At 71.1% G+C, this 26403-nt stretch carries 14 protein-coding genes and 1 tRNA gene; 10 read left to right on the top strand and 5 right to left on the bottom strand.

Going from position 1 to position 26403, the window contains the following annotated elements:
- Positions 1-118 precede the first annotated feature (118 nt).
- The 7 genes from rsmB (at position 119) to ACSFA5_RS17650 (ending at position 6753) form a co-directional block, all read left to right on the top strand.
- Positions 119-1450 (top strand): 16S rRNA (cytosine(967)-C(5))-methyltransferase RsmB, encoded by a 1332-nt coding sequence (rsmB, locus tag ACSFA5_RS17680; RefSeq protein WP_435445368.1) that lies wholly within the window; start codon positions 119-121, stop codon positions 1448-1450.
- Positions 1451-1502: 52 nt separating this feature from the next.
- A complete protein-coding gene (locus tag ACSFA5_RS17675; protein ID WP_435445367.1) occupies positions 1503-2069 on the top strand; it encodes a DUF4390 domain-containing protein in 567 nt (188 codons plus the stop codon).
- Positions 2066-4396, top strand: coding sequence for a sensor histidine kinase (locus tag ACSFA5_RS17670; RefSeq protein WP_435445340.1), 2331 nt, complete (start codon positions 2066-2068; stop codon positions 4394-4396). The genes ACSFA5_RS17675 and ACSFA5_RS17670 overlap by 4 nt, the downstream gene beginning before the upstream one ends.
- A gap of 89 nt (positions 4397-4485) precedes the next feature.
- Positions 4486-5187 carry a response regulator gene (locus tag ACSFA5_RS17665; RefSeq protein WP_435445339.1) on the top strand — a complete coding sequence of 234 codons (702 nt, stop codon included), beginning with the start codon at positions 4486-4488 and terminating at the stop codon, positions 5185-5187.
- 18 nt (positions 5188-5205) lie between these two features.
- Positions 5206-5281, top strand: a tRNA-Phe gene (locus ACSFA5_RS17660).
- A 209-nt stretch (positions 5282-5490) separates the two neighbouring features.
- Complete coding sequence (locus ACSFA5_RS17655) at positions 5491-5688, top strand: hypothetical protein (RefSeq protein ID WP_435445338.1); 198 nt, start codon at positions 5491-5493, stop codon at positions 5686-5688.
- 12 nt (positions 5689-5700) lie between these two features.
- On the top strand, positions 5701-6753 hold the full coding sequence (locus ACSFA5_RS17650) for a lysylphosphatidylglycerol synthase domain-containing protein (RefSeq protein ID WP_435445337.1): 1053 nt from the start codon (positions 5701-5703) through the stop codon (positions 6751-6753).
- A 31-nt stretch (positions 6754-6784) separates the two neighbouring features.
- On the opposite strand, the gene ACSFA5_RS17645 is transcribed toward ACSFA5_RS17650, so the two are convergent.
- Both ACSFA5_RS17645 and ACSFA5_RS17640 read right to left on the bottom strand, forming a co-directional pair.
- Complete coding sequence (locus tag ACSFA5_RS17645; RefSeq protein WP_435445336.1) at positions 6785-9106, bottom strand: sensor histidine kinase; 2322 nt, start codon at positions 9104-9106, stop codon at positions 6785-6787.
- Between the two features lie 7 nt (positions 9107-9113).
- A complete protein-coding gene (locus ACSFA5_RS17640) occupies positions 9114-9974 on the bottom strand; it encodes a helix-turn-helix domain-containing protein (protein WP_435445335.1) in 861 nt (286 codons plus the stop codon).
- Positions 9975-10198: 224 nt separating this feature from the next.
- Here ACSFA5_RS17640 and ACSFA5_RS17635 point away from each other — a divergent pair, with 224 nt between their 5' ends.
- Positions 10199-18301, top strand: a complete 8103-nt coding sequence (locus ACSFA5_RS17635) for an SdrD B-like domain-containing protein (RefSeq protein WP_435445334.1) — start codon at positions 10199-10201, stop codon at positions 18299-18301.
- 62 nt (positions 18302-18363) lie between these two features.
- On the top strand, positions 18364-22155 hold the full coding sequence (locus ACSFA5_RS17630) for a TonB-dependent receptor (RefSeq protein WP_435445333.1): 3792 nt from the start codon (positions 18364-18366) through the stop codon (positions 22153-22155).
- 31 nt (positions 22156-22186) lie between these two features.
- Here ACSFA5_RS17630 and ACSFA5_RS17625 read toward each other — a convergent pair whose 3' ends face one another.
- From ACSFA5_RS17625 to ACSFA5_RS17615, 3 genes are all read right to left on the bottom strand, one after another.
- Positions 22187-22879 carry an aspartate/glutamate racemase family protein gene (locus tag ACSFA5_RS17625; RefSeq protein WP_435445332.1) on the bottom strand — a complete coding sequence of 231 codons (693 nt, stop codon included), beginning with the start codon at positions 22877-22879 and terminating at the stop codon, positions 22187-22189.
- 67 nt (positions 22880-22946) lie between these two features.
- Positions 22947-23204, bottom strand: a complete 258-nt coding sequence (locus ACSFA5_RS17620) for a hypothetical protein (RefSeq protein WP_435445331.1) — start codon at positions 23202-23204, stop codon at positions 22947-22949.
- An 87-nt stretch (positions 23205-23291) separates the two neighbouring features.
- The gene (locus ACSFA5_RS17615; protein WP_435445330.1) at positions 23292-24710 is read right to left on the bottom strand and encodes an MFS transporter; all 1419 of its coding nucleotides are present in this window, start codon (positions 24708-24710) and stop codon (positions 23292-23294) included.
- Between the two features lie 250 nt (positions 24711-24960).
- Between ACSFA5_RS17615 and ACSFA5_RS17610 the strand changes: the two genes are divergently transcribed.
- Positions 24961-26331: a dicarboxylate/amino acid:cation symporter gene (locus ACSFA5_RS17610; RefSeq protein WP_435445329.1), complete on the top strand. Its 1371-nt coding sequence runs from the start codon at positions 24961-24963 to the stop codon at positions 26329-26331.
- Positions 26332-26403 lie beyond the last annotated feature (72 nt).

The raw sequence follows: 26403 nt of genomic DNA, 5'->3' as shown, positions 1-26403 counted from the left end.
CGCGGCGCCTCTTTCTTTCCATTGCGCGGCGTCCGGCTTTAGGGGCGCCCGTTACCATCGCCCCAACTTGTCAGAACTACATCCAGATCCATCGAACAGCAGCGGCGGTGCGCCGTCGCTGCAGCCCCCGCTCTGGCGCCAACTGCAACTGACCGCGGTGGCGCTGGCGTCGATCCGCGCCGGCACCTCGGGCTCGGTCGCGTTCGAGGCGGTCGAGCCCGCGTTGCGCCCCGGCGTGCAGGCGCTCGGCTTCCAGGTACTGCGCTGGCTCGGCCGTGCCGAGGCCCTGCGCCGCCACCTGGCCAAGCGCACGCCGCCGCCGCTGCCCGATGCCTTGCTGTGCACCGCGCTGGCGTTGGCCTGGGACAGCGAGCGCGCGCCCTACGAGCCTTTCACGCTGGTCGACCAGGCGGTCGAGGCCGCCAAGCGCAACCCCGCGACGCGGGCGCAGGCCAGCTTCATCAACGCCTGCCTGCGGCGTTTTCTGCGCGAGCGCGACGAACTCGTCGCCGTGACCGACAGCGAACCCGTCGCGCAATGGAATCATCCGCGCTGGTGGATCGAGCGCCTGAAGCGCGACCATCCGCGCGAATGGCAGCGCGTGCTGAGCGCCGACAACGCGCAGGCGCCGATGACGCTGCGGGTCAATGCACAAAGCGCGACCCCGGCCTCTTACCTGGTGGAGCTGGAGGCCGTCGGTCTCGCGGCCACGCGCGTCGGCCCCTTCGGGCTGCAACTGGCGCGCGCCCGGCCCGTGCAGCAACTGCCCGGCTTCGCGCGAGGCGCCAGCTCGGTGCAGGACGCTGCCGCGCAGATGGCCGCGCCGCTGCTGCTCGACGGCCTGCTGCCGGCCAGGCCCGGCGCCGCGCCGCTGCGGGTGCTCGACGCCTGCGCCGCCCCCGGCGGCAAGACCGCGCACCTGCTCGAGCTGGCCGGCCCCGACGCGGTCGAGGTCACGGCGCTGGAAGTCGACGCCGTGCGCAGCCGCCGCATCGACGAGACCCTGGTGCGCATCGGCATGAAGGCCACGGTGGTGGTGGCCGACGCGGCGCGTCCCGCCCAGTGGTGGGACGGCACGCCGTTCGACGCCATCCTGCTCGACGCGCCGTGCACCGCCTCGGGCATCGTGCGGCGCCACCCCGACGTGCGCTGGCTGCGCCGCGAGAGCGACACCGCCCAGCTGGCCGCGCAACAGGCCGCGCTCCTGGCGGCGCTGTGGCCGCTCGTGCGGCCCGGCGGCCGTCTCCTTTACTGCACCTGCTCCGTGTTCCGCGAAGAAGGTTCGCAACAAATTGATGCGTTTCTTGTACACAACACCAACGCACGATTGCTGCCGTCACCCGGCCATTTGCTGCCCCAAAACGGGTCGAATGGCCGCAGCGTCCCGGACAATCCCCTGGGTGACCACGACGGTTTCTTCTACGCACTGCTCGAAAAACGCTCGCACTGAGCTGCGCCGTCCGGCCCTGCTGGCCGTGCTGCTCTGGGTGTGGGTGCTATGGATGGCCTGGCTGCCGGCCCCGGTGGCGGCGCAAGGGCGCGTGGGGACGTCGATCACGCAGATGCGACTCGAGCAGGCCGACGACGGTGTCTATTTCAGTGCCGCCGTGCAGTTCGACTTGCCCTCGCTGGTCGAAGAGGTGCTCGACAAGGGCATTGCCATCTATTTCGTGGCCGAGGCCGAGATCTTCCAGGAGCGCTGGTACTGGACCGACCGCAAGGTCGCCCAGGTCACGCGCCATATGCGGCTGGCCTACCAGCCGCTCACGCGGCGCTGGCGCCTCAATGTGTCGGCGGCGCCGATCAGCGGCGCGGCCGGGCTTGGCATTTCGCTGAACCAGAACTTCGACACCCTGGCCGACGCGCTGGACGCCATCAAGCGCGTGGGCCGCCTGCGGCTGGGCGACACGGGCGAGCTCGGCGACGACCCGCTGCACCAGGTCACCTTCCGCTTCCGGCTCGACACCTCGCAGCTGCCGCGCCCGTTCCAGATCGGCGTGGTCGGCCAGTCCGACTGGAACATCGCTGCCGAACGCACGGCCCGGCTCGCGGTGGAGAAGCCGAAGTGAGCACTTCCGGGCGCAGCAGCGCAGCCGACACGCCGGCCGCGCGCCGCGCGCGGGCCACGCGCTGGGCCCTCGGCGTGGGCGCGGCGCTGGTCACGGCCATCGGCCTGGTGCTGATGTTCCTGCTGGCCCAGGCCACCAACAACCGCGCGCTGTACGAGCGCTACTACGTGCGCCTGTTCGGCATCAACGTGATCGTGGCCGTGCTGCTGGTGCTGGTGATCGGCTGGGTCGCCATCCGCCTGCTGCGGCGGCTGCGGCAAGGCAAGTTCGGCAGCCGGCTGCTCATCAAGCTCGCGGCCATCTTCGCGCTGGTGGGCGTGGTGCCCGGGGCGCTGGTCTACGTGGTGTCCTACCAGTTCGTGGCGCGCTCCATCGAGAGCTGGTTCGACGTCAAGGTCGAGGGTGCGCTCGACGCCGGCCTGAACCTCGGGCGAGCCACGCTCGATTCGCTGTCCGACGACCTCGCGGCGAAGACGCGCAGCGCCAGCGCGCAGCTCGCGCAGGTGCCCGACGCCAGCGCGGGCCTGCTGCTCGAGCGCATCCGCGACCAACTGGAGGCCACCGACGTGATCCTCTGGACCGGCACCGGGCAACTGGTGGCCAGCGCCGGCACCTCGCGCTTCCAGCTCAGCCCCGAGCGGCCGACGGTGCAGCAGTTTCGCCAGGTTCGCCCCGAGCGCGCCGTGGCGCACATCGAAGGGCTGGACGAAACCGCCGCGCCCGGCGCCGCCCCGCCGGTGGCGAGCGTGCGCGCGCTCGCCATGGTGCAGCGGCCGGGTTTCGACTTCGACACCGCGCCGCGCTACCTGCAGGTCACGCGCCCGCTGCCGCCGGCGGTGGTGGCCAACGCACTCGCCGTGCAGGAGGCAAACCGCGAGTACCAGGAGCGGGCGCTCGCGCGCGAAGGCCTGCGCCGCATGTACATCGGCACGCTCACGCTGAGCCTGTTCCTGGCCGTGTTCGGCGCGGTGCTGCTGGCCGTGCTGTTCGGCAACCAGCTCGCGCGGCCGTTGCTGGTGCTGGCCGACGGCGTGCGCCAGGTGGCGGCCGGCGACCTGCGGCCCACCGCCGTGCTGCAAGGCAAGGACGAGCTGGGCGGCCTCACGCGTTCTTTCGCCGTCATGACGCAGCAGCTGTCCGACGCCCGCGGCGCGGTCGAAAAAACCATGGGCCAGCTCGACGCCGCCCGCGCCAACCTGCAGACCATCCTCGACAACCTCACCTCGGGCGTGATCGTGCTCGACGCCAAGGGCACGGTGCTGTCCACCAACCCGGGCGCCACCCGCGTGCTGCGCGCACCGATGGCGGCCTACGAGGGCCAGCCGCTGGTCGACGTGCCGGGCCTGGCCGATTTCGGCGCCAAGGTGCAGCAGCAGTTCGACGACTTCCTCGTCGAGCGCATGCAGCACGGCCTGGACCACTGGCAGCACGCGTTCGAGTTGCACGCCTCCGGCCACAACCTGCCGCACCAGGACAGCGCCATCAACATCGTCGCGCGCGGGGCGGAGCTGCCCGGCGCGGCGCGCCTGCTGGTGTTCGACGACATCTCCGAGATCGTCTCGGCCCAGCGCGCGCAGGCCTGGGGCGAGGTGGCGCGCCGCCTGGCGCACGAGATCAAGAACCCGCTCACCCCCATCCAGCTGTCGGCCGAGCGGCTCGAGATGAAGCTGTCGGGCAAGGTGCCGCCGCCCGAGCAGGCCATTCTGGTGAAGTCGGTGAAGACCATCGTCGACCAGGTCGATGCGATGAAGCGGTTGGTGAACGAGTTCCGCGACTACGCGCGGCTGCCCGCGGCCGACCTGAAGCCGGTCGACCTCAACGCCTTGCTGGCCGACGTGCTCCAGCTCTACAACACCGAGAGCCTGCCGATCGCGCTGCGCTTCGAGCTCGACGAGCGCTGCCCGCCGATCCGCGGCGATGCGCAGCAGATCCGCCAGGTCATCCACAACCTGTTGCAGAACGCGCAGGACGCCGCCGAGGCCGCCGCTACCGGCACCGGCAAGGTGGGTGAGGTCGTCATTCGCACGCGGCTCGGCGATTCGGGCCAGCGCGTGCGCCTGACGGTGCAGGACAGCGGCCCGGGTTTTGCAGAAAACATCCTGAAGCGCGCGTTCGAACCGTACGTCACCACGAAAACAAAAGGTACCGGTTTGGGCCTTGCCGTCGTCAAGAAGATCGCCGACGAACACGGCGCGCGCATCGAGCTTTCCAACCGCGTGGTGGATGGGGCTGTGGCAGGGGCGCAAGTCTCGCTATCATTCGCGCTGGCAGGCGAGTCGCGGGCAGCGGTCGCTCACACCGAAGATTCGAAGTCTTCCGCCGCCTGAGCTGCACCAATCCGTCGCACAGGCGAGGGATGGGCCAGCGGACTCCTACACACCTTTGCAGACACCAGCGCATACAACAAGCAGCACTCATGGCAAACATTCTCGTGGTCGATGACGAGCTGGGCATCCGGGACCTGCTCTTCGAAATTCTCAATGACGAAGGCCACAACGTGGAGCTCGCGGAAAACGCCGCCGAAGCCCGCGCTGCGCGCCAGCGCGCCCGGCCCGACCTCGTGCTCCTGGACATCTGGATGCCCGACACCGACGGGGTCACGCTGCTCAAGGAGTGGTCCACCGCGGGGCTGCTGAGCATGCCGGTGATCATGATGAGCGGCCACGCCACCATCGACACCGCGGTCGACGCCACGCGCATCGGCGCCTTCGCGTTCCTCGAAAAGCCCATCACCATGCAGAAGCTGCTCAAGGCGGTGGAGCAGGGCCTGGCGCGCGAGAGCGCTCGCCGCGCCGCCGCCGGCGTGGTGCCCGCGCCTTCCAATGGCACGCAGGCCGCGGCCATCACCACCACGGGCGACAGCCTCATGATGGCGTCGCTGGCCTCCGTGCCCGTGGCCGATGCCGGTCCGCAGTCGACACAGAGCTTCGACCTCGACCGCCCGCTGCGCGACGCGCGCGACGGTTTCGAGAAGGCGTATTTCGAATTCCATCTGGCGATGGAGAACGGGTCGATGACCCGCGTCGCCGAGAAAACCGGCCTCGAGCGCACCCATCTCTACAGAAAACTCAAACAACTTGGCGTGGATCTTTCAAGAGGGCGAAGAAGCGCTGTATAATTCGAGGCTGCACACAATGGCCCGGTAGCTCAGTTGGTAGAGCAGCGGATTGAAAATCCGCGTGTCGGTGGTTCGATTCCGCCCCAGGCCACCAAATTCGAAACCCCTGATTCTGAAAAGAGTCAGGGGTTTTTCAGTTGTGGGCCCCGCTCAAGCCGATCCGGACCCGCCCACCTTTGCGACAAGCGGTCGGCCACCGGCGGCTATGGCAAATGTCCTGCACCCGTCGTCGCTCACGGATGGCGATGCCAGCGCTTCGGACATTGAAGACTCCGTCGATTCATAGAGACCGAGGAGTCGTTCATGTCCACGCCCAAGCCTTCCACGCACGAAGAACCCGAAGTCACTCAGGAGGAATCCGTGCCGAGCGACGGCCGCGACACCGAGGGCGAGGAAATGATGAAGCAGGTACGCAACGGCAAGCTCGAGGACAAGGACTCTGCCGAACACAAGACGCCCGAAAAGACGCCCGAGAAAAGCAGCAAGCCAGACCTGGCTTGAGGCGCCGCAGCCATGAGCTTGCAGGCAGCCCACGCGGCCGGCCCCCTCGACACCGCGCCGGACACTGCCGGCGCCTCCACCTCCGCACCCACCTCGCTGTGGCAACGCTGCCGCAAATGGGCGCTCCCCCTGCTCGGCATCGCGGTGCTCGGCCTGCTGCTGTCGCACGCGCACAAGGTCGACTGGCCCGGCGCCTGGCATGCGCTGCAGCGCTACTCGCCGTGGCTGCTGCTCGCGGTGCTCGGGCTGGCAACCGCAAGCCATGCGCTCTACGGCTGCTTCGACCTGATCGGCAAGCGCCATGTGCGCCACCGCCTGCCGTACTGGCGCACGTGGGCCATCGCGGTGACGAGCTACGCCTTCAACCTCAACCTCGGCTCTCTGGTTGGCGGCATCGCGATGCGTGCGCGGCTCTATGCGCGCGCCGGTCTCGACGACGCGACCGTCGCGCAGATCGTGGGCATCAGCCTGGTCACCAACTGGCTCGGCTACGGGCTGCTGGCCGGCGGGCTGTTCGCGTCGGGCGTGATCGAGCCGCCGCGCCAGGCGCACATCGGCGACTTCGCATTGCGCGCGCTCGGCGTGGTGATGGTTCTGTTGGCCTTGGCCTATGTGGTGGCCTGCGCGGCGTCGCGCGGGCGCGAATGGCGCTTCAGGGGCAAGCGCCTCCACCTGCCCAGCGCGCGCCTGGCCTTGGTTCAACTGGTGCTTTCCGCCGGCAACTGGGCGCTGATGGGCACGGCCATGTACCTGCTGCTGGGCCAGCAGGTGCCCTATGCGACCACCTTGGGCGTGCTGCTCGCCGCGTCGATCGTCGGCGTGATCACGCCGATTCCGGCCGGGCTCGGCGTGCTCGAGGCGGTGTACCTCGCGCTGCTGTCGGGCACCGTGAAGCAGGGCGCGTTGATGGGCGCCGTGCTCGCCTACCGCGCGCTGTACTACCTGCTGCCGCTGGCCGGCGGACTGGTGCTCTACCTGTTCCTGGAACGCTACGCGGCGAGCCACCCGCAAGGCGCTGCCCAACCCGCCGCAGCTTCGCCTGAAGCACCCGCCGCGCCGGCCTGACCGCCGCGCTGGCAACGCACCGCGCTCGTCATCAACCCGCGTTCGGCGTGGCACGCGCCAGCAGGCGGATGTGCTCGAAGTCCAGCAGGTCCAGCGCATGCCGCACCGCATCGACCAGCGCGGAATGCCGCGTGTCGCCGTCCAGCCGGTCGGCCCACTCGTGCAGGTCGCTCCAGCGGCCGTCGCGCGCGAGCAGTTCCAGTTCTTCGCGCACCGCCGCGGGCAGCGGTGCGATCGGGGGCGTGGGCGCGCGGCGCCTGCGGCTCGGGACCTCGGGGGCCGGGCGCGGAGGCTGCGGCCTGGCGTTGGCGTTCGGGTTGGGGATGGTGAACGCGACCGGCAGCAGCTCTTTGGGCGCGTCCTTCACGATCACCGAGAAGCGAACGCGCGTGCCGAGATCGCGGCGGCTCTCCAGCAGCAGTCGCCCGCCCATGTGCTGGACGATGCGCCGCGCAATCATCAGCCCCAGCCCGTTGCCGTCCGCGCTCGGTGCGCCTTGCGCAAAGGCCTGGAAGATGCGCGCCTGGTCGGCCTTGTCGATGCCCACGCCGCTGTCCCACACCTCGAACTGGAGCCGCCATGAGTCCGCGCGCGGCCGCGCCTGCACGCGCAGCCCGATCTTGCCGTCGCGCGTGAACCTGGCGGCGTTCGACAGCAGGTTGAGCAGCAGCTGCAGAAAACGCTTGCTGTCCAGCTGCACGCCGATCGGCAGCGCACCCTTCACCTCCAGTTCGAACCGGTTGCGCTGGCGCTGCGCGAGCGTGTCGGCGTGTTGCGCGATGTCGTCGATCAGCCCGCGCAGGTGCACCGGTTGGGGCTCGAAGGCGAAGGGCAGCAGCTCGCCCTTGGCATAGTCGAGCAGGTCGTCGATCAGCGTGAGCTGGTAGGTGGCGCTGCGCTCGATGGCCAGCAGCCGCTCGGCCGGCGGCAGGCTTTCGTCGCGCAGCAGGCGCACGTTGCCGATGATGGTGGCCAGCGGCGCGCGCAGGTCGTGGCTGACGTACGCCATGAGCCGCGTCTGCTCGCGCGCCTGGTGCTCGGCCTGCTCGAGCGCGGCGTTCAGCGCGTGCGTCTTGCGCGCCACTTCTTCGCGCAGGCGCAGTTGTTCGTCGGCCTGCCATTGCGACAGCGCACGCTGCGCCAGGAGGCGTTGGCGCGAGAGGTGGTGCGTCCACGCGGCCAGCGCCACCAGGCCGAACAGCATGCCCGGAAAGCCGAGGGCGTAGGCGTCGAAGCCGGGAATGGTGTGCGCCGGCAGCACCAGCTCGGTGAGCCGCAGGCCCATGCCCAGGGTGATGATGCACATCATCACGAAGGCCAGCTGGCCGCCGGGGCCCGCGCGCCGCATGTAGAGAAAGGTGCTGACCGTGAGCGCCATCACCGCCAGCGGCCCGCTCAGCGTGCCGAGCTTGGCGGCCGGCGCGTACGGGCCCCACGCCATGCCCGCCACCACCACGCACTGCAGCGCCGCCAGCGCCAGCAGCACCGGCAGGCCCGGCGCGCGCACCGGGCCGCGCCGCGACATCGCGTACAGGTGGCACATCAGGTTCAGCACGCAGCAGCCGGCGGTGACGCCGGCCGCGCGGTAGCTCCACTCGAAGCTGTCGGGCCACAGGGCCAGCCGCGCATGGCCGCGGTAGACGCTCTCGTAGAGCGCCACCAATGCGAAGCCCAGGCTCTGCAGCGCCATCGGCAGGCTGCGAGAGATGAACCACAGCGCCAGCGAATACACCGCCAGCACCAGCAGCCCGCCGATCAGCAGGCCGTCGAGCAGCGCATGGCTGCTCTCGGCCTCGCGCCAGCTGTCGGCGGTGTGCAGTTCGGGCGCCAGCTTCACGCTGCTGTGCGATTGCACCCGCACCAGCACGCGCGCCTGCTCGCCGGGCCGCAGGTCGAGCGACAGCGTCGGTACGCGGTCGCGCCCGCCGTGCAGCGGCACCGACACGCCGGCCTCTTCATGGGCCCAGGCGGCGCGTGCCGTGGTGCCGTGCAGCACATGAAAGTCCACGTGCTGCAGCCAGGTGGCGTTGAGCACCAGCCGCAGCGACTGCGGCGTGCCGCTGTCGTTCGACAGCCTGAGCCGCAGCCAGAAGGCCGACTTCGAAAACCCCTGCCGCATGCCCGCGGGGCTGCCGGGCTGGAAGCCGCCGGGCGTGTCGCTGCCCAGCGCGTCGACCTCTTCGAGCGACAGCCGGGTGCTCGTGTCCTCGAACAGCTCCAGCGCGGTGTCGATGGCCATCGGCCACTGCGCCGTGCCGTCCAGGCGCAGCGTGCCGGCCTGCGCCGCGGGCGGGCCGGCCAGCCAGAAGGCCGCGCACAGCAGCAGGGCGGCGAGCCCGCGCGCGACGCTCACCGCCGGCTCATGCCAGGGGCGCCGGCGACGACAACGGTGCTTCGTGTGCGGCCGCAGGCGCGTTGCGAAACGCCGTGGGCGTGCAGCCGAAGCACTCGCGAAACGCCGTCGAGAAGTTCGCCGCGTTCGAGAACCCCACCGCCTGCGCCACCTCCTCCACGCTGAGCGCGGACCCGCCCAGCAGGCGCTGCGCTTCGCCCAGCCGCGCCTGGCGCACGAATTCGAATACCGAGCGGCCGGTCTGTTCGCGGAACACGCGCGACAGGCGCTTTTCGTGCGTGCCCACGCGCGCCGCGAGTTCGGGCAGGGCGGGCACCTGCGCCAGGTCGGCGCGCACCACGCGTTCGGCGGCTTGCACGAGCACCCGGTCGAGGCTGTCGGGGTTCACGCCGGCACTCGCACGCTCGCCGCGGGCGTTGTCCAGCACGCTCGCGGCCTCGGCCATGCAGGCCTGCGCCTGCTGGCGGCTGCCCGCGAGCGCCAGGTGCACCGCCACGCGCGCCAGCACTTCGGCCGGCTCGAAGGGCTTCAGGATGTAGTCGACGGCGCCCTCGCGCAGCCCCGTCAGCCGCTCTTGCACCGAGCCCGAAGAGGTCACGAAGATCACCGGAATGTGCGCCGTGGCCGGGTCGGCCTTCAGCAGCCGGCAGGTGGCGTAGCCGTCGACGGCGCCCATGCGCACGTCCAGCAGCACCAGGTCGGGCTGCAGCGCCGTCACGCGGCGGTAGCCCTGCATGGCGTCGAACGCCAGGCTGATGCGGTGGCCCGCCTCGCGCAGCGCGCCCAGCAGCAACTGCAGTTCTTCGATGTTGTCGTCGATGAGAAGGATGTGTGCGCGCCGGGGCGGTGTGGTCGACCAGTAAGACATGCCGCGAGGGTAGGCGCACCGCCCCTGAACCTCGTGTGAATAAATTCACATTCCGTTGCATTCGTAAACAAATGTCAGTTAAAGCAAACGTTTTGTCCTGAATCCCAAAGGTCCAGGCAGGGCAACAGCCCAAGACTCGCCCTCTTTCCGGAGCACCCCGCCGCATGCAGCGGCGCCACCCCACCCACGGTGCCCGGTCCATCAGAGCCATCGCGAGGGACAGGATGTCCAGCACCCCAACGAATCTGTCGGCCGCCGCTTGCGCGCGCCGCGACGTGTCTTCCAACGCAGCGCCGGCGCGGCATCGCAGCGGGCAAGGTCCGATGGCGGGCCTGCGCGGCCTTGCGGGCCTGGCTGCACCGTTCACGGCTTTGCTGGCCGGCCTGCTGTTCGCCGTGGGGGCCCATGCGGTGCCGCAGGTGTCGAGCCTGGTGCATGCGCCCGATATCCTCCCCGCCGGGGGCACGGTGACCAGCACCGTCTCCATCGCGGAGTCCGACAGCCAGCCGATCGACGCGCCGGGCGCCTCGTTCACCTACTCCATTCCCGGCGACACGATCTACATGGGCACCGGCGCGGTGCCCGTGGGCAGTTGCGCGTCCACCGTGGCCGTGGGCGCCGTCGGCCCGGGCACGCTGACCTGCTCGGGCATCACGCTGGCGGCCAACCAGCTGCGCGACTTCGAGGTGCTGCTGCGCACCCGCACCCAGGGCACCTTGAGCGTCACTGCCACGCCCAGCGGCGGCGGCTCCATCGAGACCAAGGCCATCACCGTGAACCAGGGCGCCGACATGGCCGTGGCCGTCGCCGTGCCGGGCAGCGCCCCGAGCGGCTCGACGGTGGTGATCGCCTTCACGCTCACCAACAACGGCCCCGACACCAGCTCGGGCTCCACGCTGACCTACCCCATTCCCACCGGCCTGTCGGTCTCGGGCAGCGGCCTGCCTTCGGGCTGCTCGGTGGCCGGCAGCACGCTGACCTGCAACGTGGGGGCCATTGCCCTGAACGGCTCGCGCACCCTCAACGTGAACGGCGTGGTCACCGCAGGCTCGGGCTCGACCATCACGCACCAGCCGGCCGTGGCGCCGGCCGGCGGCATCGGCGACGGCGTGTCCGTCAACAACAGCGCCACCGCCAACACCACGGTCACGCCCGGCTCCGTGCTGCAGCTCGTCAAGACCCACGACGGCGGACAGCTGCTGGTGGGCCAGCGCTTCAACTTCAGGCTGCGGCCCAGCTTCAGCGGCAGCGCGCCCACCGGCGTCACGCTGAGCGACACGCTGCCCGCCAACTTCCAGGTGCAGACCCCCATCGGCGCGGCCGCCGGCTGGAGCTGCTCGGCCGCCGGCCAGACGGTCAGCTGCACCCGCGCCGACATCGGCACCGGCGGCGCCGGCGTGGCGCTCGGCGACATCGTGATCCCGGTGATCGCCGTGGCGCCCGGCCTGGGCGTGGTCAACGAAGCCACCGTCAGCGCCACCGGCCCGGTGGTCGGCTCGGCCACGGGCAGCGTGCCAGCCGACGTGGCGGTGTCCGAGACCGACTTTCGCGCCGACAAGCGCCGCGGCTGGCCGCAGAGCAACGTGCCCGTGGGCCAGGCCTTCGACTACCAGGTGGGCGCCACCAACCTGGGCCCCACGCGCCTGCTGGCGGGCAGCACCGTCAGCCTGGTCGACAGCATGCCGGCCGGCGTGCGCATCAACAGCGTGTCGTCGCCCGACGGCTACAGCTGCACCATCGTCAAGGGCGGCGCCACCGTTGCCGCGCCGGTGGACGGCCCCGCCACGGTGAACTGCTCGCGCGTGCTCACCGCCGACATCGGCGTGGACACGTCCAACGGCGCCACCTCGCGCAATGCCGGCTACGTGGTGGTGAACGCCACCATTCCCGCGGCGCTGGCCCCGGGCGACCAGATCGTCAACAACATGTGCGTGAACGTGGCGCTGGCCTCGGGCACAGACCCCGACGTGCAGACCGGCAACGACTGCATGAGCCTGGGCACCGGCGTGAACGAAGCAGGCGACGCCGCCGACGTCAGGACGCTCAAGCGTGTGGTGGGCATCGGCGACAGCGCGGTCAACCGCCAGACCGCGGGCCAGGCCGTCACCTGGGAAATCGAGGTGGTCAACACCGGCCCGCGCGAGGCGCAGAACGTGGTCGTGAGCGACAGCTTCGCGCAGGTGGTCGGCGCCGGCGCCGTCACCCAGGTGGCCAACGGCGGCACCTTCTCGGGTACCTGCGCGCTGCCGGCCAACGGCAGCGGCTTCGGCACGGCCACGCTCGGCGGCTGCACGCTGTCGGTGCTCCCGGTCTGCCGCGCCAGCAACGACGCCGCCAGCGCCTTGCCGCTGTGCCCGGTGGTGCGCGTCGTGGCTTCGCACTATGGCGACGGCGCCTCGGCCACCGACCACGGCTTCCAGATCGACAACACCGCGCGCGCCGTGGGCGCGACGCCGGCCGACCCGAACCTGGCCAACAACGACGCCAGCGCCACCGCCTGGTACACCGCGCGCACCGACGTGCGGGTGACCAAGAGCGCCAGCCCGGCCTCGGTGCCGGTCGGCCAGCTGCTCACCTACACGCTGACGGCTTTGAACCGCGACGTGCCGCAGGGCAGCTTCAGCCGTGCCTACGACGTGCGCGTGCTCGACACGCTGCCGGCCAACCTGATGTTCATCTCGGCCACCGCCTCGGGCGGCGGCAGCTGCACCACGCAGCCCAGCACCACCCAGCCCACCGGCACCGGCACCACCAACAACCAGCTCGCCTGCGGCTGGAGCTCGCTCGGCCGCACCGTGCAGCAGACCGTGACGGTGCGCGTGCGCCCGCTGTACGCCCTGAACGGCACCACGGTGACCAACAACGTGCACGCGAGCACCGCCACGCCCGAGGTCGACACCAGCAACAACGACGCGAGCGCCCCGGCCAGCATCACCGCGCCGGAGTACGACTTGGTGGTGACCAAGCGCGACGACGTCGACCCCGTGAACGTGGGCGACAACGTCACCTACACCATCACCGTGTCGAACAACAGCGCGTCGACCGCCGAAGACGTGCGCATGACCGAGCTGCTGCCGCTGGCGCTGCCGGGCGGCGAGACGCCGCCCACGCTGGTGTCGGTCAGCACGCCGGCGGGCACCAGCTTTGCGCTGAGCGGCGGCGCGGCCATCGGTGCGGCCGGTGGGCAGGTCGTGTTCAGCATTCCCACGCTCGGCGGCGCCGGCGCCGCCGCGACCGGCGAGCCCAATTCGCTGCAGTTCCAGGTCGTGCTCAAGGGCACCTCGCGCGGCACCTTCCAGAACAACGCCAAGGTCGACTTTCTGGACGCCGCGCGCAACGTCTACGACGCCGTGCAGGGCAACAACACGGTGGCCGAGAACACCACCTTCCGCTTCAAGGCCGACGTGCAGGTGGTCTCCAAGGCCGCCGTGTCGGCAGGCGGCAGCACGCCGCTGACGACCGTGTCGACGGCGCAGACCTTCGACTGGCTGGTGCACGTGCGCAACAACGGACCCGACAGCGCCGAGACCACCACCTTCGCCGACACGCTGCCCGCCTCCCTGGTGCTGGCCGGCATGCCGGTGTTCACCGTGAACAGCGGCACCTTCGTGCCCGCCGCACCGTCGTGCACCGGCGCGGCCGGCGGCTCGGCCGTGAGCTGCGCCATCACCTCGATGCCGGCCAACGCCGACGCCACCGTGCGCATTCCGGTGCGCTTCAGCGGCGCGGCGCCGGCCAACGGCACCGACATCACCAACCGCGCGACCATCGTCACCACCGGTTCGGGCGACACCAACGGCGGCGCCAACCCCAACGCCGGCAACAACTTCAACGAGGGCAAGGTCACGGTGCAGAACAGCGCGCTGTCCGGGCGCGTGTTCGAAGACCTCAACGGCAGCGGCGCCGTCGACGCCGGCGAGCCCGGCATCGCGGGCGTCACCCTGCGCCTGACCGGCACCGACAGCGTGGGCAACCCGGTGTCGCAGACCACCACCACCGACGCCAACGGCAACTGGGGCTTCACCGTGCCCGCGGGCACCTACAGCGTGGCTGAAGACCAGCCCGCGGCCTACCAGCCCGGCATCACCAGGGCCGGCACCGTGAGCGGTGTCGGCAGCACGCCCGGCACGGTGCCGGCGGGTGCGTTTAACGGGCCGAACGGCTCCAACGCCAACAGCATCAATGCCATCGTGCTGGGCACGGGCGGTACGTCGAGCGCCAACAACTTCGGCGAAGTGCGCGCGTCCAGCCTGGCCGGGCGCGTGTACCAGGACGCCGACTACAACGGCGCCGCGAGCGCGGGCGACCCCGGTATCGCGGGCGTCACCGTCACGCTCACCGGCACCGACATGTTCGGCAACCCGGTCTCCCGCGCCACCACCACCGCGGCCGGCACCGGCAACTACAGCTTCGCCGCGCTCACGCCCGGCAGCTACACGCTGAGCGAAACGCAGCCCGCGGCCTTTGCCGACGGCAGCGACGCGGCCGGCACCGAAGGCGGCACCCTGGCCAACGACGTGGTCAGCGCCATCGCGCTGGCCTCCGGCAAGACCGGCACCGGCTACGACTTCGGCGAACTGCTCACCCGCGTGTCGGTGCGCGTGTTCGTCGACGCCAACAACGACGGCATTCCGCAGGCCGGCGACAGCGGCATCGCGGGTGTGGAGGTGCGCCTCACGGGCACCGACGCGGCGGGCAACCCGGTGAACATCCTGGCCGTGCCCACCGGCCCGGCCGGCAGCTACGAGTTTCGCAACGTGCCCCCGTCGGGCCCGGGCGGCTACACCCTCACCGAAACCCAGCCGGCCACCTACGCGCCGGGCAAGGCCAGCAACAACGGCCTGCCCGGCACGCCGCAGGGCGGCGGCAACACCATCACCGGCGTCACCGTGTCGGGCACCGCCGTGCCGCTCGTGCAGGGCGAGTACTACTTCGGCGAGCTGCTGCCGGGCGGCATCTCGGGGCGCGTGTACTACGACCGCGACGGCAACGGCGCGCAGGGCGCCACGGCCACCGAGCCGGGCCTGGCCGGCGTGACCGTCACGCTCACGGGCACCGACGTCAACGGCCAGCCGGTGACGCGCACCACCGCCACCGACGCCGCCGGCGACTACAGCTTTCCCAACCTCGCGCCCGGCAGCTATGCCGTGACCGAGACGCGGCCCGCGGGCTACCTGCCGGGCCTCACGCATGCCGGCAACGTCAGCGGCGCCGGCAGCACGCCCGGCACCGTGGCGGCCAGCGGCGGCGGCGGGGCCAGCGGGCCCAACGGCTCGAGCGCCAACGTCATCCAGAACATCGTGCTCGGCGCCGCGGGCGCGGGCTCGGCCGGCAACAACTTCTCGGCCGTGAAGCCGGCCAGCCTGTCGGGCTACGTGTACGCCGACGTGGCGCCGTCCAACGGCACGCGCGACGCCGCCGAGCCCGGCATCGGCGGCACCACGGTGCGCGTCAGCGGCACCGACTTCCTGGGCAACGCCGTCTCGCACACGGTGCAGACCGCCGCCGACGGCCGCTACCTGGTCGACACCCTGACCCCCGGCACCTGGCAGATCGACGAGACCCAGCCCGCCGGCGTGGCCGACGGCCCCGAGTCGCTCGGCACCGTGGGCGGCGCGCCGCGCGGCACCGTGAACCCCGGCGCGGTGAACGACCGCTTCGGCGGGCTCGCGCTGGTGTCGGAAGAGGTGGGCATCGACTACAACTTTGGCGAGCGCGGCGGGCAGATCGCCGGCTGGGTGTACGTGGACACCAACAACGACGGCATCCGCCAGCCCGGCGAGGCCGGCATTGCCGGCGTCACCGTCACGCTCACCGGCCGCTCGGCCAGCGGCCTGGCGGTGAACGCCACCCTGGTCACCGACGCCAGCGGGCGCTACGTGTTCACCGGCCTGCTGCCGGCCGACGCCGCGGGCTACACCCTGCGCGAGACGCAGCCCGCGACCTATGCCGACGGCATCGACGCCGTGGGCACGCTGGACGGCGTGCCCAGCGGCACGCTGGGCAACGACGTGCTCGGTGCCATCGCCTACCGCGGCGGCAACGGCGACAACTACAACTTCGGCGAGCGCGGCGCGTCGCTGGCGGGCACCGTCTACAACGACGCCAACCGCAACGGCACGCGCGAGCCGCAAGACCTGCCGATCGCCGGCGTCACCGTCACGCTCACCGGCACCGACGCCGCGGGCCTGCCCGTGACGCGCAGCGCCGTCACCGACGCCAACGGCCGCTACGAGCTGCCCGGCCTGCCCTTGCCCGGCAGCGGGGGCTACACCGTCACCGAGACGCAGCCCTCCGGCTACGACGAAGGCGCGGCCGTGCCCGGCACCCTGGGCGGCACCGCGCACGGCCCGAACCAGATCCGCGTGAACTTCACCGGCCTGGACGCGCACGGCACCGGCTACGACTTCAGCGAGCACAGCAACCAGCCCGCCTCGCTCACCGGCACCGTGTGGTTCGACCAGAACCACAACCGCACCCGCGAGTCGGGCGAAGGCAACGGCGAAGGCTGGACGGTCGAGCTGCTGCGCTGCGCCGACGGCGCCGGCGCCTGCCCCGAAACCGCCGCCACCGTGCTCTACACCGTGACCACCGGCGCCGACGGCAGCTACCGCTTCGGCGACCTCACGCCCGGCGAGTACCGCGTGCGCTTCCGCTCGCCCGACGGGCGCGTGGTGGGCGGCGTGTGGCCGACCGACGCGGCGCAGAACGGCGCCAGCGGCCCGTACCCCACGCCGCCGGCGAGCGATCCGCGCTTCAGCATCAAGGTGCGCGTGAGCGCCGGCGCCAACGTGCAGAAGCAGGACCTGCCGTACGACCCGGGTGGCGTGGTGTACGACAGCGTGAGCGGCACCCCCGTGGCCGGCGCCGTGGTGCGCCTGGTCGGCCCGCCGGGCTTCGACCCCGCGCAGCACCTGCTGGACGGGCGCGACACCTACACCACCGGTCCCAACGGCTACTACGACTTCTTCGTGCTGCCGGGCGCGCCGGCCGGCGAGTACCGCCTGGCCGTCACGCCGCCGGGCGCCTACCTGCCGTCGTCCATCTACCCGGCCGCGGCCGGCGCGCTGGGCACGCAGTCGTGCGCGGCGCCCGCCAACGGCCCCGCGCCCGCGCAGACCAACCCCTGCGTCGTGAGCCCGGGCGCGGCCCTGAAGGCCGGCGCCGGCTACTACCTGGTGTTCATGATGCCGGGCGGCGGCGGCCAGCACGTGGTGGCCAACAACATTCCGCTCGACCCGTCGGACGCCACGCTCATCGAGCTGCGCAAGACCACCTCGAAGCTCACGGTGAAGAAGGCCGAGCTGCTGCCGTACCGCATCACGGCGCGCAACACGCGCGGCAACCCGGTGCCGGGCGTGGCCGTGACCGACACGCTGCCGCCGGGCTTTCGCTACATCCAGGGCTCGCTCACCGTGCGCACGCTGCCCGGCGGCGCTGCGCTGCCGGTGGTGCCGCAGATCAGCGGGCGCCAGGTGGTGGTGCCCGGGCAGAACTTCGCACCCAACGAGACCAAGGAGTACCTGATGGTCGCGGGCGTGGGTGTCGGCGTGGGCGAGGGCGAGTTCGTCAACCAGGTCATCGCGCTGCAGGGCGTGGGCGGCCGCGCGCTGTCCAACCTGGCCACCGCCACCGTGCGCGTGGTGCCCGACGCGCTGTTCGACTGCACCGACGTGATCGGCAAGGTCTACGACGACAGGAACGCCAACGGCTACCAGGACGAGGGCGAACCGGGCCTGGCCAACGTGCGCATCGCCACCGTCAACGGCGTGCTGGCGACCACCGACGCGCAGGGCCGCTACCACATCGCCTGCGCCGCCGTTCCGAAGGAAGGCACCGGCAGCAACCTGGTGCTCAAGCTCGACGAGCGCACGCTGCCCTCGGGTTACCGCACCACCAGCGAGAACCCGGCGGCCGAGCGCGCCACGCGCGGCAAGGTGCTGAAGGTGAACTTCGGCGCCACCGTGCACCGCGTGGTGCGCCTCGCGCTGCAGGGCGCGGCCTTCGAAGAAGGTGCCGCCGCGCTGCGCGCCGGCTTCGCGGGCGAGCTCGACCGCACGGTGAACGTGCTGGCCGAGAAGACCTCGGTGCTGCGGCTGGCCTACAAGGCCGCCCCCGGCGAGGCCGAGTCGCTGGGCCGCGAGCGCGTGGACGCGGTGAAGGCCGCGGTGCTCGCGCGCTGGAAGCAGCTGGGCGAGCAACGCGCCCGCCAGCGCGGCACGGACACCGCGCCGCCGCTGTTCAACCTGGACATCGAGGTCGAGCGGGTGCCCGCCACCGCCACCCCCACCGCCCCCACCGCGGCGCTGGAAGCGGTGAAGCCATGACGCGCGCACCCCGTACCGCCATTGCCCGCCCCTCCACACCGAACCCGATCCAGCGAGCCGACATGAGAAGACAGCTTCCGAAGCGCATGGCCCTTGCGGGCGCCGTCACCGCCGCGTGCCTGGGCATGGGGCTCGCCGTCGCGCAGGACAGCGCGGTGCGCGGGCGCATGCTCGACCAGGCCGGCCCCGACACGCGCGCGGCGGACATCGACGGCGCGCGCCGCCTGCCGCGCAGCAGCGAACGCGAACTGCCGCAGGCCGCCCCCTTGCCCGCTGCCGAACTGGCCAACCCCGCCGACCCGGGCGTGTGCCGTACCTTCACAGCCTTCGGCACCGACGATGCGCCGCTGCGCCTGAGCGTCGACGGCCAGTTGCGGCCCGCCGACGGCGTGCTGCCGTCGGGCGAGGGCACCACCAGCGCCGACCGCCAGCGCTGCGTCGACGTGCAGCTGGAGCGCAACCAGCTGCGCCTGCAGTACGACAACCTCTCGCAGCCGCGCCGCCTGAGCGCCAGCGCCTGGCCCACCACCGTGGTGGCCGGCGACACCGTGCGCTTCGCCGGCTACAGCAACTACCTGCTGTTCACCGCCAAGGCCGAGCTGCACGTGTTCACCGCCAACGACGTGATGCAGCGCCGCCTGCTGGCCACCGTGCCGCTGGACGCCGGCCTGCGCGGCGAGTGGCAGGTGCCCGACAGCCTGCGGGAGCGCCTGGCGGAAGGTGCCACCGGAAAGCTGTACTACCGCGTGCGCGTGTACGACCGCCAGGGCCGCTTCGACGAAACCGACGACCTGTCGCTCACGCTGGCCCAGCGCCACCGGCCCGAGACCGGCCTGCCGCCCGACCCCGCGCGCGAGCTGCTGCGCGGGTACGGCAACAACAACATCGCCATCGCCAACATTCCGCTCACCGCCGGCACCGTCACCGCCAGCGGCGCGGCCATCCGCCCGGGCGAGAGCGTGCGCGCGCTCGGCTTCGCGGTGCCGGTGGACGAGAACGGGCGCTTCGTGTTCCAGCAGCTGGTGCCGCGCCGCGTGCAGACCGGGGAGATCGCCGTCACCGACGCACAGGGTGCCACACGCGCCTACCGCCGCGACTTCGACCTGCCCGCCAGCGACTGGTTCTTCGTGGGCCAGGCCGACCTCACCGTGGGCAGCAACAGCGTGAGCGGGCCGGCCGCGATCATGACCAACGACAAGAACCGCTACGGCGGTGGCGGCTGGAGCGAAGGCCGCATCGCCGGCTACGCCAAGGGCCAGCTGAACGACCGCTGGACGCTCACGGCCAGCGTGGACACCGAAGAGCGCCCGCTGAAGGAGCTGTTTCGCAACCTCGAGCGCAAGGACCCGACCTCGCTGTTTCGCCGCTTCGACCCCGAGGACTCGTGGAGCACCTTCGGCGACGACTCCACCACCATCGAGGACGCGCCCACGCAAGGCCGCTTCTACCTGCGCGTGGACGACGGCCGCTCGCAGGCCATGTGGGGCAACTTCAAGCTCAACTTCGGCGACACCGAACTCACCCGCGTGAGCCGCGGCCTGTACGGCTTTCATGGCCGCTACCTGGGCGAAGACGCCACCGCCTTCGGCGAGGCGCGCCTGAAGGTCGACGCCTTCGCGGCCGAGCCCGGCACGCTGGCCGCGCGCGAGGAATTTCGCGGCACCGGCGGCTCGCTGTACTACCTGCGCAACCAGGACATCACGCGCGGCGCCGAGCGCGTGACGCTGGAAATTCGCGACCGCGACTCGGGCTTCGTGGTCAAGCGCACGCAGCTCGTGCCCAGCTCCGACTACGAGATCGACTACCTGCAGGGCCGCGTGCTGCTGTCCGCGCCGTTGCCCAGCCTGTCGGACGACGGTGCGCTGGTGCGCGCCGGCGGCCTCACCGGCATGCCGGCCTACCTGGTGGTGGACTACGAATACACGCCGCTGGCGACCTCGCTGGACACGCTCGCCGTGGGCGGGCGCGTGTCGTGGTGGGCCAACGACCACGTGGGCGTGGGCGTGACCGCATCGCGCCAGGACCAGATCGGCGGCGACCAGCGCCTGGCCGGCGCCGACCTCACGCTGCGCAAGACCGAGAACACCTACGCCAAGGGCGAGTTCGCGCGCAGCAAGGGCCCGGGCACCGGCCAGCTCGACTCGATGGACGGCGGGTTCAGCTTCACCGGGCGCAACGGCGCGCTGGGCAACCGCCTCGGCAACGGACCCACCGGCAACGCCAGCGCCTGGCGCCTGGAAGGCCAGGCCGACCTGGGCGACTACGACATCCGCGGCGGCGGGCGCGTGAGCGCCTATGCGCAGTCGCGCGACGCGGGCTTTTCCGCGCCGGGGCAGTACGCGAGCAATGCCACGCGCCAGGTCGGCATGCAGGCCACCGTGCCCTTCGGCGAGAAGGCCGAGCTCGGCGAGCTGCGCCTGAAGGCCGACCGCCGCGACGAGCGCAACGGCTACAACGCCAGCGTGCTCGACGCGCAGTACGCCCTGGCCCTGTCGCCCGCGTGGAAGCTCGGCCTGGGCATGCGCTACGACGACAAGACCGGCGACGCGCTCATCACCAGCCCGTCGCTGCCGACCACGCAGGCCGTGTCGGGCGAGCGCGCCGACGCCGTGGTGCAGCTGGAGTACACCGGCAACGACACATGGAGCGCCTACGGCTTCGCGCAGAAAACCCTGCGGCGCACCGGCACGCGGCTGGAGAACGACCGGCTGGGCCTGGGCGGGCGCTACCGCGTGAGCGACAAGCTCGCGCTGCGCGGCGAACTGTCCACCGGCGACGGCGGGGTGGCCGGCAAGGCCGGCGTCGACTACCAGTACGACGACCGCTCCAACCTGTACATGACCTACGCGGCCGACACCGGGCGCACCGACGAGAACCTCATCGGCCGCGGCGGCAGCCTGGTGACGGGTGTGCGCTCGCGCGTGGGCGACGGCCTCACCATGTTCACCGAGCACCGCCAGGCCACCGGCGCGCAGCCGGGCCTCACGCATGCCTACGGCGTGCAGTACGCCCCCGACACGCGCTGGACCTTCGGCGTCAACTTCGAGAACGGCTGGGTCGGCGCCGAGACGCTGGGCGCCACGCGCCGCGAGGCCGTGGCCTTCACCACCGGCTATTCGAGCGAGCGGCTCAAGTACAGCGGCGGCCTGGAGTACCGCAAGGACCGCACCACGGCGGAGACGCGCACCAGCTGGCTGGTGAAGAACTCGCTGAGCTGGAAGGTGGACGACGACGCGCGCTGGGTCGGCAAGTTCAACTGGGCCGACAGCGACAGCACCACCGGCACGCTGGCCGCGGCCAAGTACACCGAAGCCATGCTCGGCTACGCGCTGCGCCCGGCCTTCGACGACCGGCTGAACCTGCTGTTCAAGTACACCTACCTGTACGACCTGTCGTCGCCGGGCCAGGTGGTGTCGGGCGGGGTCGATTCGAGCCTGGGCACCGTCTCGACCACCGGCATCGACTACCAGCAGCGCAGCCACGTGTTCGCCATCGACGCCACCTGGGACCTGAACGAGCGCTGGACGCTGGGCGGCAAGTACGCCTGGCGCCGCGGCGAGCTGCGCGCCAGCCGCGACAGCAGCGCGCCGTGGTTCAAGAGCTCTGCCGAACTCGCGGTGCTGCGCGTGGACTGGAAGCTGGTGCGCAACTGGGACTGGATGGTCGAGTGGCGCACGCTGCGCGCGCGCGAGCTCCAGGACCGCAAGAGCGGCTGGGTCACCGCCGCGTACTACCACGTCAACGAGAACCTGAAGGTGGGCGTGGGCTACAACTTCACCGACTACTCCGACAACCTCACCGACATGAGCTATCGCAGCAAGGGGTGGTTCCTGAACGTGCTCGGCAAGTTCTGACCGGTGCGAATGCGGTGCGGGTCCGCCGCGCTCAGGCCGTGGCGTGCCGCAGCGCCGCGCGCGCCAGCAGGCGCGTGGAGTCCAGCGTGGGCAGCGCCGAGTTGCCGTCGTTCAGCACCAGCGGCAGCTCGGTGCAGCCCAGCGCCACGGCGTCGCAGCCGCGTGCCTCCAGGCCGTCGATCATGCGTTGCAGCACCACGGTGGATTCGGGGCGCGGCACACCGCGCACCAGCTCGTCCATGATGATCCGGCCCAGCACGGCGCGCTCCTGCGCATCGGGCTTCACGGCCTGCAGGCCCGCCGCGGCGAGCGCCTGCGGATAGACCTCGCTGTCGACCAGCCAGCGCGTGCCCAGCACGCCCACCCGGCGAAACCCGCGCGCCGCCGCTTCGGCCGCGACCACCTCGGCGATGTGCAGCCACGGCAGCGGCGAGCGCGGCCGCACGAGGTGCATCGCCTGGTGGATGGTGTTGTCGGGGCAGACCAGAAAATCGGCGCCGGCCGCGGCCAGCTTGCCTGCCGACGACAGCATCAGCCGCGCCACGCCTTCCAAGTCTTTGCGCTCCAGGCACTCGACATAGGCGGCCAGCGAATGGGTGTGCATCGACACCTCGGGGTGCGCGTGGGGCGTGCCCAGGTACGAGGCGCCTTCCACGCAGAGCGTGCGGCAGCAGAGCGCGGCACCTTCGGCCGAGCAGCCGACCACACCGATGTGCAGGGACATGACAATTTCTCCGGAAGGTCAGTAAAGAACGGTGGGCCGGGTTTGCCGGCGCGGCACAGGTGAACGGCTAGGCCGGCAGTGCCGGTGACAAGTCGCGCGACTGCCATTCGGCCAGCCATGCTTCCACGCGCCGCTTCACCGAGCCCAGCGCTTGCGCGCGGTCGCCGCGCAGGCCGGGCAGGGTCAGGTGGCACATCGGCAAGCCCCGGCGCAGCAGCACGCCCACGCCGCTGAACCCGCCTTCGGCACGCCGGCTCAGCTGCAGTTCGAAGGTCCATCCGGCCGGCAGCAGCGGGTTGCATTCCGCTGCGAGATCTGTGTCCAAGGGGGCCTTTGCGGTGCGGTGGCAGAAGCGGCCAGCATAGACCGTGCAGGGCCCGCTGTGTCGCACCGTCTTGTGCGGCGTTCGGCCTCAGCGCCTGCTCGACACCGCCATGCCCGCCTCGCGGTCCAGCCGCAGCGACATCAGCGTGGCCGCCGCCATCAGCGCGGCCACCACGTACCAGGCATGGTGAAAGTCCACCAGCTGCACCGCCGGCGCTTCGCGCAGCGCCTTCGACGCGCCCAGCACCATCGCGCCCAGCGCCACGCCCAGCGCCAGCGACACCTGCTGCAGCATCGTGCCGAGCGTGCTGGCACCGGCGCGCGCGGTGTCGGGCACGTCGGCGAAGGCCAGGGTGTTGATGGCGGTGTAGTTCATCGAGCGCGCCATGCCGGCCACGAACAGCAGCACGCACACCCACGGCAGCGGGTCGCCGGGCGCGAGGAAGCCGCAGGCGAACAGCGTGGCGGCGCAGATCGCGCCGTTCACCGTCAGCACCCGGCGAAAGCCGAAGCGGCGCAGCACCGCGGTGGTGGCGCTCTTCATCACGAGGTTGCCGCCCATGTACACCAGCAGCATCGAGCCGGCCTGGAACGCCGTCATGCCGAAGCCGATCTGGAACATCAGCGGCAGCAGGAAGGGCGAGGCGTTGATGGCCACGCGCGAGACGAAGCCCGCCGTGGCGGTGGCGATGGCATAGGTCGGCACGGCCAGCGCGCGCAGGTCGAGCATGGGCGCGGCGGCCCGACGTGCATGGCGCACCGCGGCCGCGGCGGCGATGGCGCCCACGGCCAGCAGGCCCAGCGTGGTGGCCGAGCCCGGGTGCGGCCCGCCCAGGCGCGTGAGGCCTTCGACCAGCGCGGCCAGCGCCACGGCGGTCAGCACGAAGCCGGGCGCGTCGAAGCGCGTGGGCGCCACGTCGGTGCGGCGCGGAAACAGCCGCAGGATCAGCAGCAGCCCCACCAGCCCCAGCGGCACGTTCAGCAGGAAGATCCAGCGCCACGACGCATGCGTGGCGATGAGCCCGCCCAGCGGCGGCCCGAGCACCGGCGCAATGAGGCCGGGCCAGGTGATGGTGCCGATGGCCTCGATCAGCCGGTGCCGGGGCGTCTCGCGCAGCACCACCAGCCGCCCCACCGGCGACATGAAGGCCGCCGCCGCCCCCTGCAGCACGCGGGCCGCCACGAAGGCCTCGAAGGTCGGCGCGAGCCCGCACAGTAGCGACGCCACGGTGAAGGTGCCGACCGCCAGCGCGAACACCCGCCGCGCGCCGAAGCGCCCGGCGCACCAGCCCGCCGCCGGCACCAGCGCCGCCATGGCGATCAGGTAGATGGTCACGCCCAGGCTCGCGTCCAGCGCGCCGATGCCGAAGCCCGCGCCGATGGCCGGCAGCGCCGTGACGATGACGGTGGCGTCCAGCGTCTCCATGAAGAAGGCGGCGGCCACGGTGAGCGCGATGCGCCTGGAGGCGGTGTCGCTCGCCTGTGCCGGTGCTGGGGTGTCGGTCATGCTTGAAGTCTGACATCGCTGTCTTAGCTAGGGTTTGCCCTCGGGTATCGGTCCGGTGGATCGGACGGGCAGGGTGGACGCCATCCGGATCGTCGGCGCGCCGTTGCAGGCGCCCTCGTGCGAATGCCCATGAAATCAACGACTTGGCGCGCGCGGCATGCCTCGCAGCGCGTGGCATATCGATTGCTCAGTCAAAGGGCCGACCGCATCGCCCGATGCGGCGCGCCGCCTTGCGACTGGAGACACACCGATGAGCACCCCCGTGGAACACCCACCCCGAGCCAGAACCTCCCAACCCCTGTACAAGTCCCTGTACTTCCAGGTCATCACGGCCATCGTGCTGGGGGTGCTGCTGGGGCATTTCTGGCCCGACACCGGCGCCTCGATGAAGCCGCTGGGCGACGGCTTCATCAAGCTGATCAAGATGATCATCGCGCCCATCATCTTCTGCACGGTGGTGGTGGGCATCGCCGGCATGGAAGACATGAAGAAGGTCGGCAAGACCGGCGGCCTGGCGCTCTTGTACTTCGAGGTGGTCAGCAGCATCGCGCTGGTCGTGGGCCTGGTCATCATCAACATCGTGCGCCCCGGCGTGGGCATGAACGTGGACGTGAGCCAGCTCGACACCAAGGGCATCGCGGCCTACACCGGCCCCGGCAAGATGCAGAGCACCACCGACTTCGTGCTCAACATCATTCCCAACACGCTGGTGGATGCCTTCGCCAAGGGCGAGATCCTGCAGGTGCTGCTGATCGCGGTGATGTTCGGCTTTGCGCTGCACAAGTTCGGCGGGCGCGGCACGCTGGTGTTCGACGTGATCGAGAAGGGCTCGCACGTGCTGTTCGTGATCGTGGGCTACATCATGAAGCTCGCGCCCATCGGTGCCTTCGGGGCCATGGCCTTCACCATCGGCAAGTACGGCGTGAGCTCGCTGCTGCAGCTGGGCCAGCTGATGGCCACCTTCTACCTGACCTGCCTGCTGTTCATCTTCGTGGTGCTGGGGGGCATTGCCCGGTTCCACGGGTTCAGCATCTGGAAGTTCATCAAGTACATCAAGGAAGAGCTGCTCATCGTGCTGGGCACCTCGTCCAGCGAGTCGGTGCTGCCGCGCATGATGGCCAAGCTGGAGAACCTGGGCGCGAAGAAGTCGGTGGTCGGCCTGGTGGTGCCCACGGGCTACTCGTTCAACCTCGACGGCACCTCGATCTACCTGACGATGGCGGCGGTGTTCATCGCGCAGGCGACCAACACCGACATGACGCTCACGCAGCAGCTCACGCTGCTGGCCGTGCTGCTGCTCACCTCGAAGGGCGCGGCGGGCGTCACCGGCAGCGGCTTCATCGTGCTGGCGGCCACGCTGTCGGCGGTGGGCCACGTGCCGGTGGCGGGGCTGGCGCTCATCCTGGGTATCGACCGCTTCATGTCGGAGGCGCGTGCGCTGACCAACCTGATCGGCAACGGCGTGGCCACCCTGGTGGTCGCCAAGTGGACCGGCGACCTGGACACCGTGCGCATGCACCAGCACCTGAACCAGGAAACCGCGGCAGAGGCCGACGCGCCCGAGCGCGTGCTCGACGCCACCGACACGCACATGCCTGCCGGCACGCCGCGCCGGGCCTGAGCCCCGAAGCCCCGGCCCCCGCGGCAGGGGGCCTGGGGTCATGGGGCTGCCACCGATGCGGGCGGTGCGCCC

Origin of the sequence: Variovorax monticola, assembly GCF_051216855.1 — a bacterium.
In the GTDB taxonomy this organism is placed as follows: domain Bacteria; phylum Pseudomonadota; class Gammaproteobacteria; order Burkholderiales; family Burkholderiaceae_C; genus Variovorax.
The sequence above is the reverse complement of the archived record's forward strand: the minus strand, read 5'-3'. Positions and strand labels throughout refer to the sequence as shown.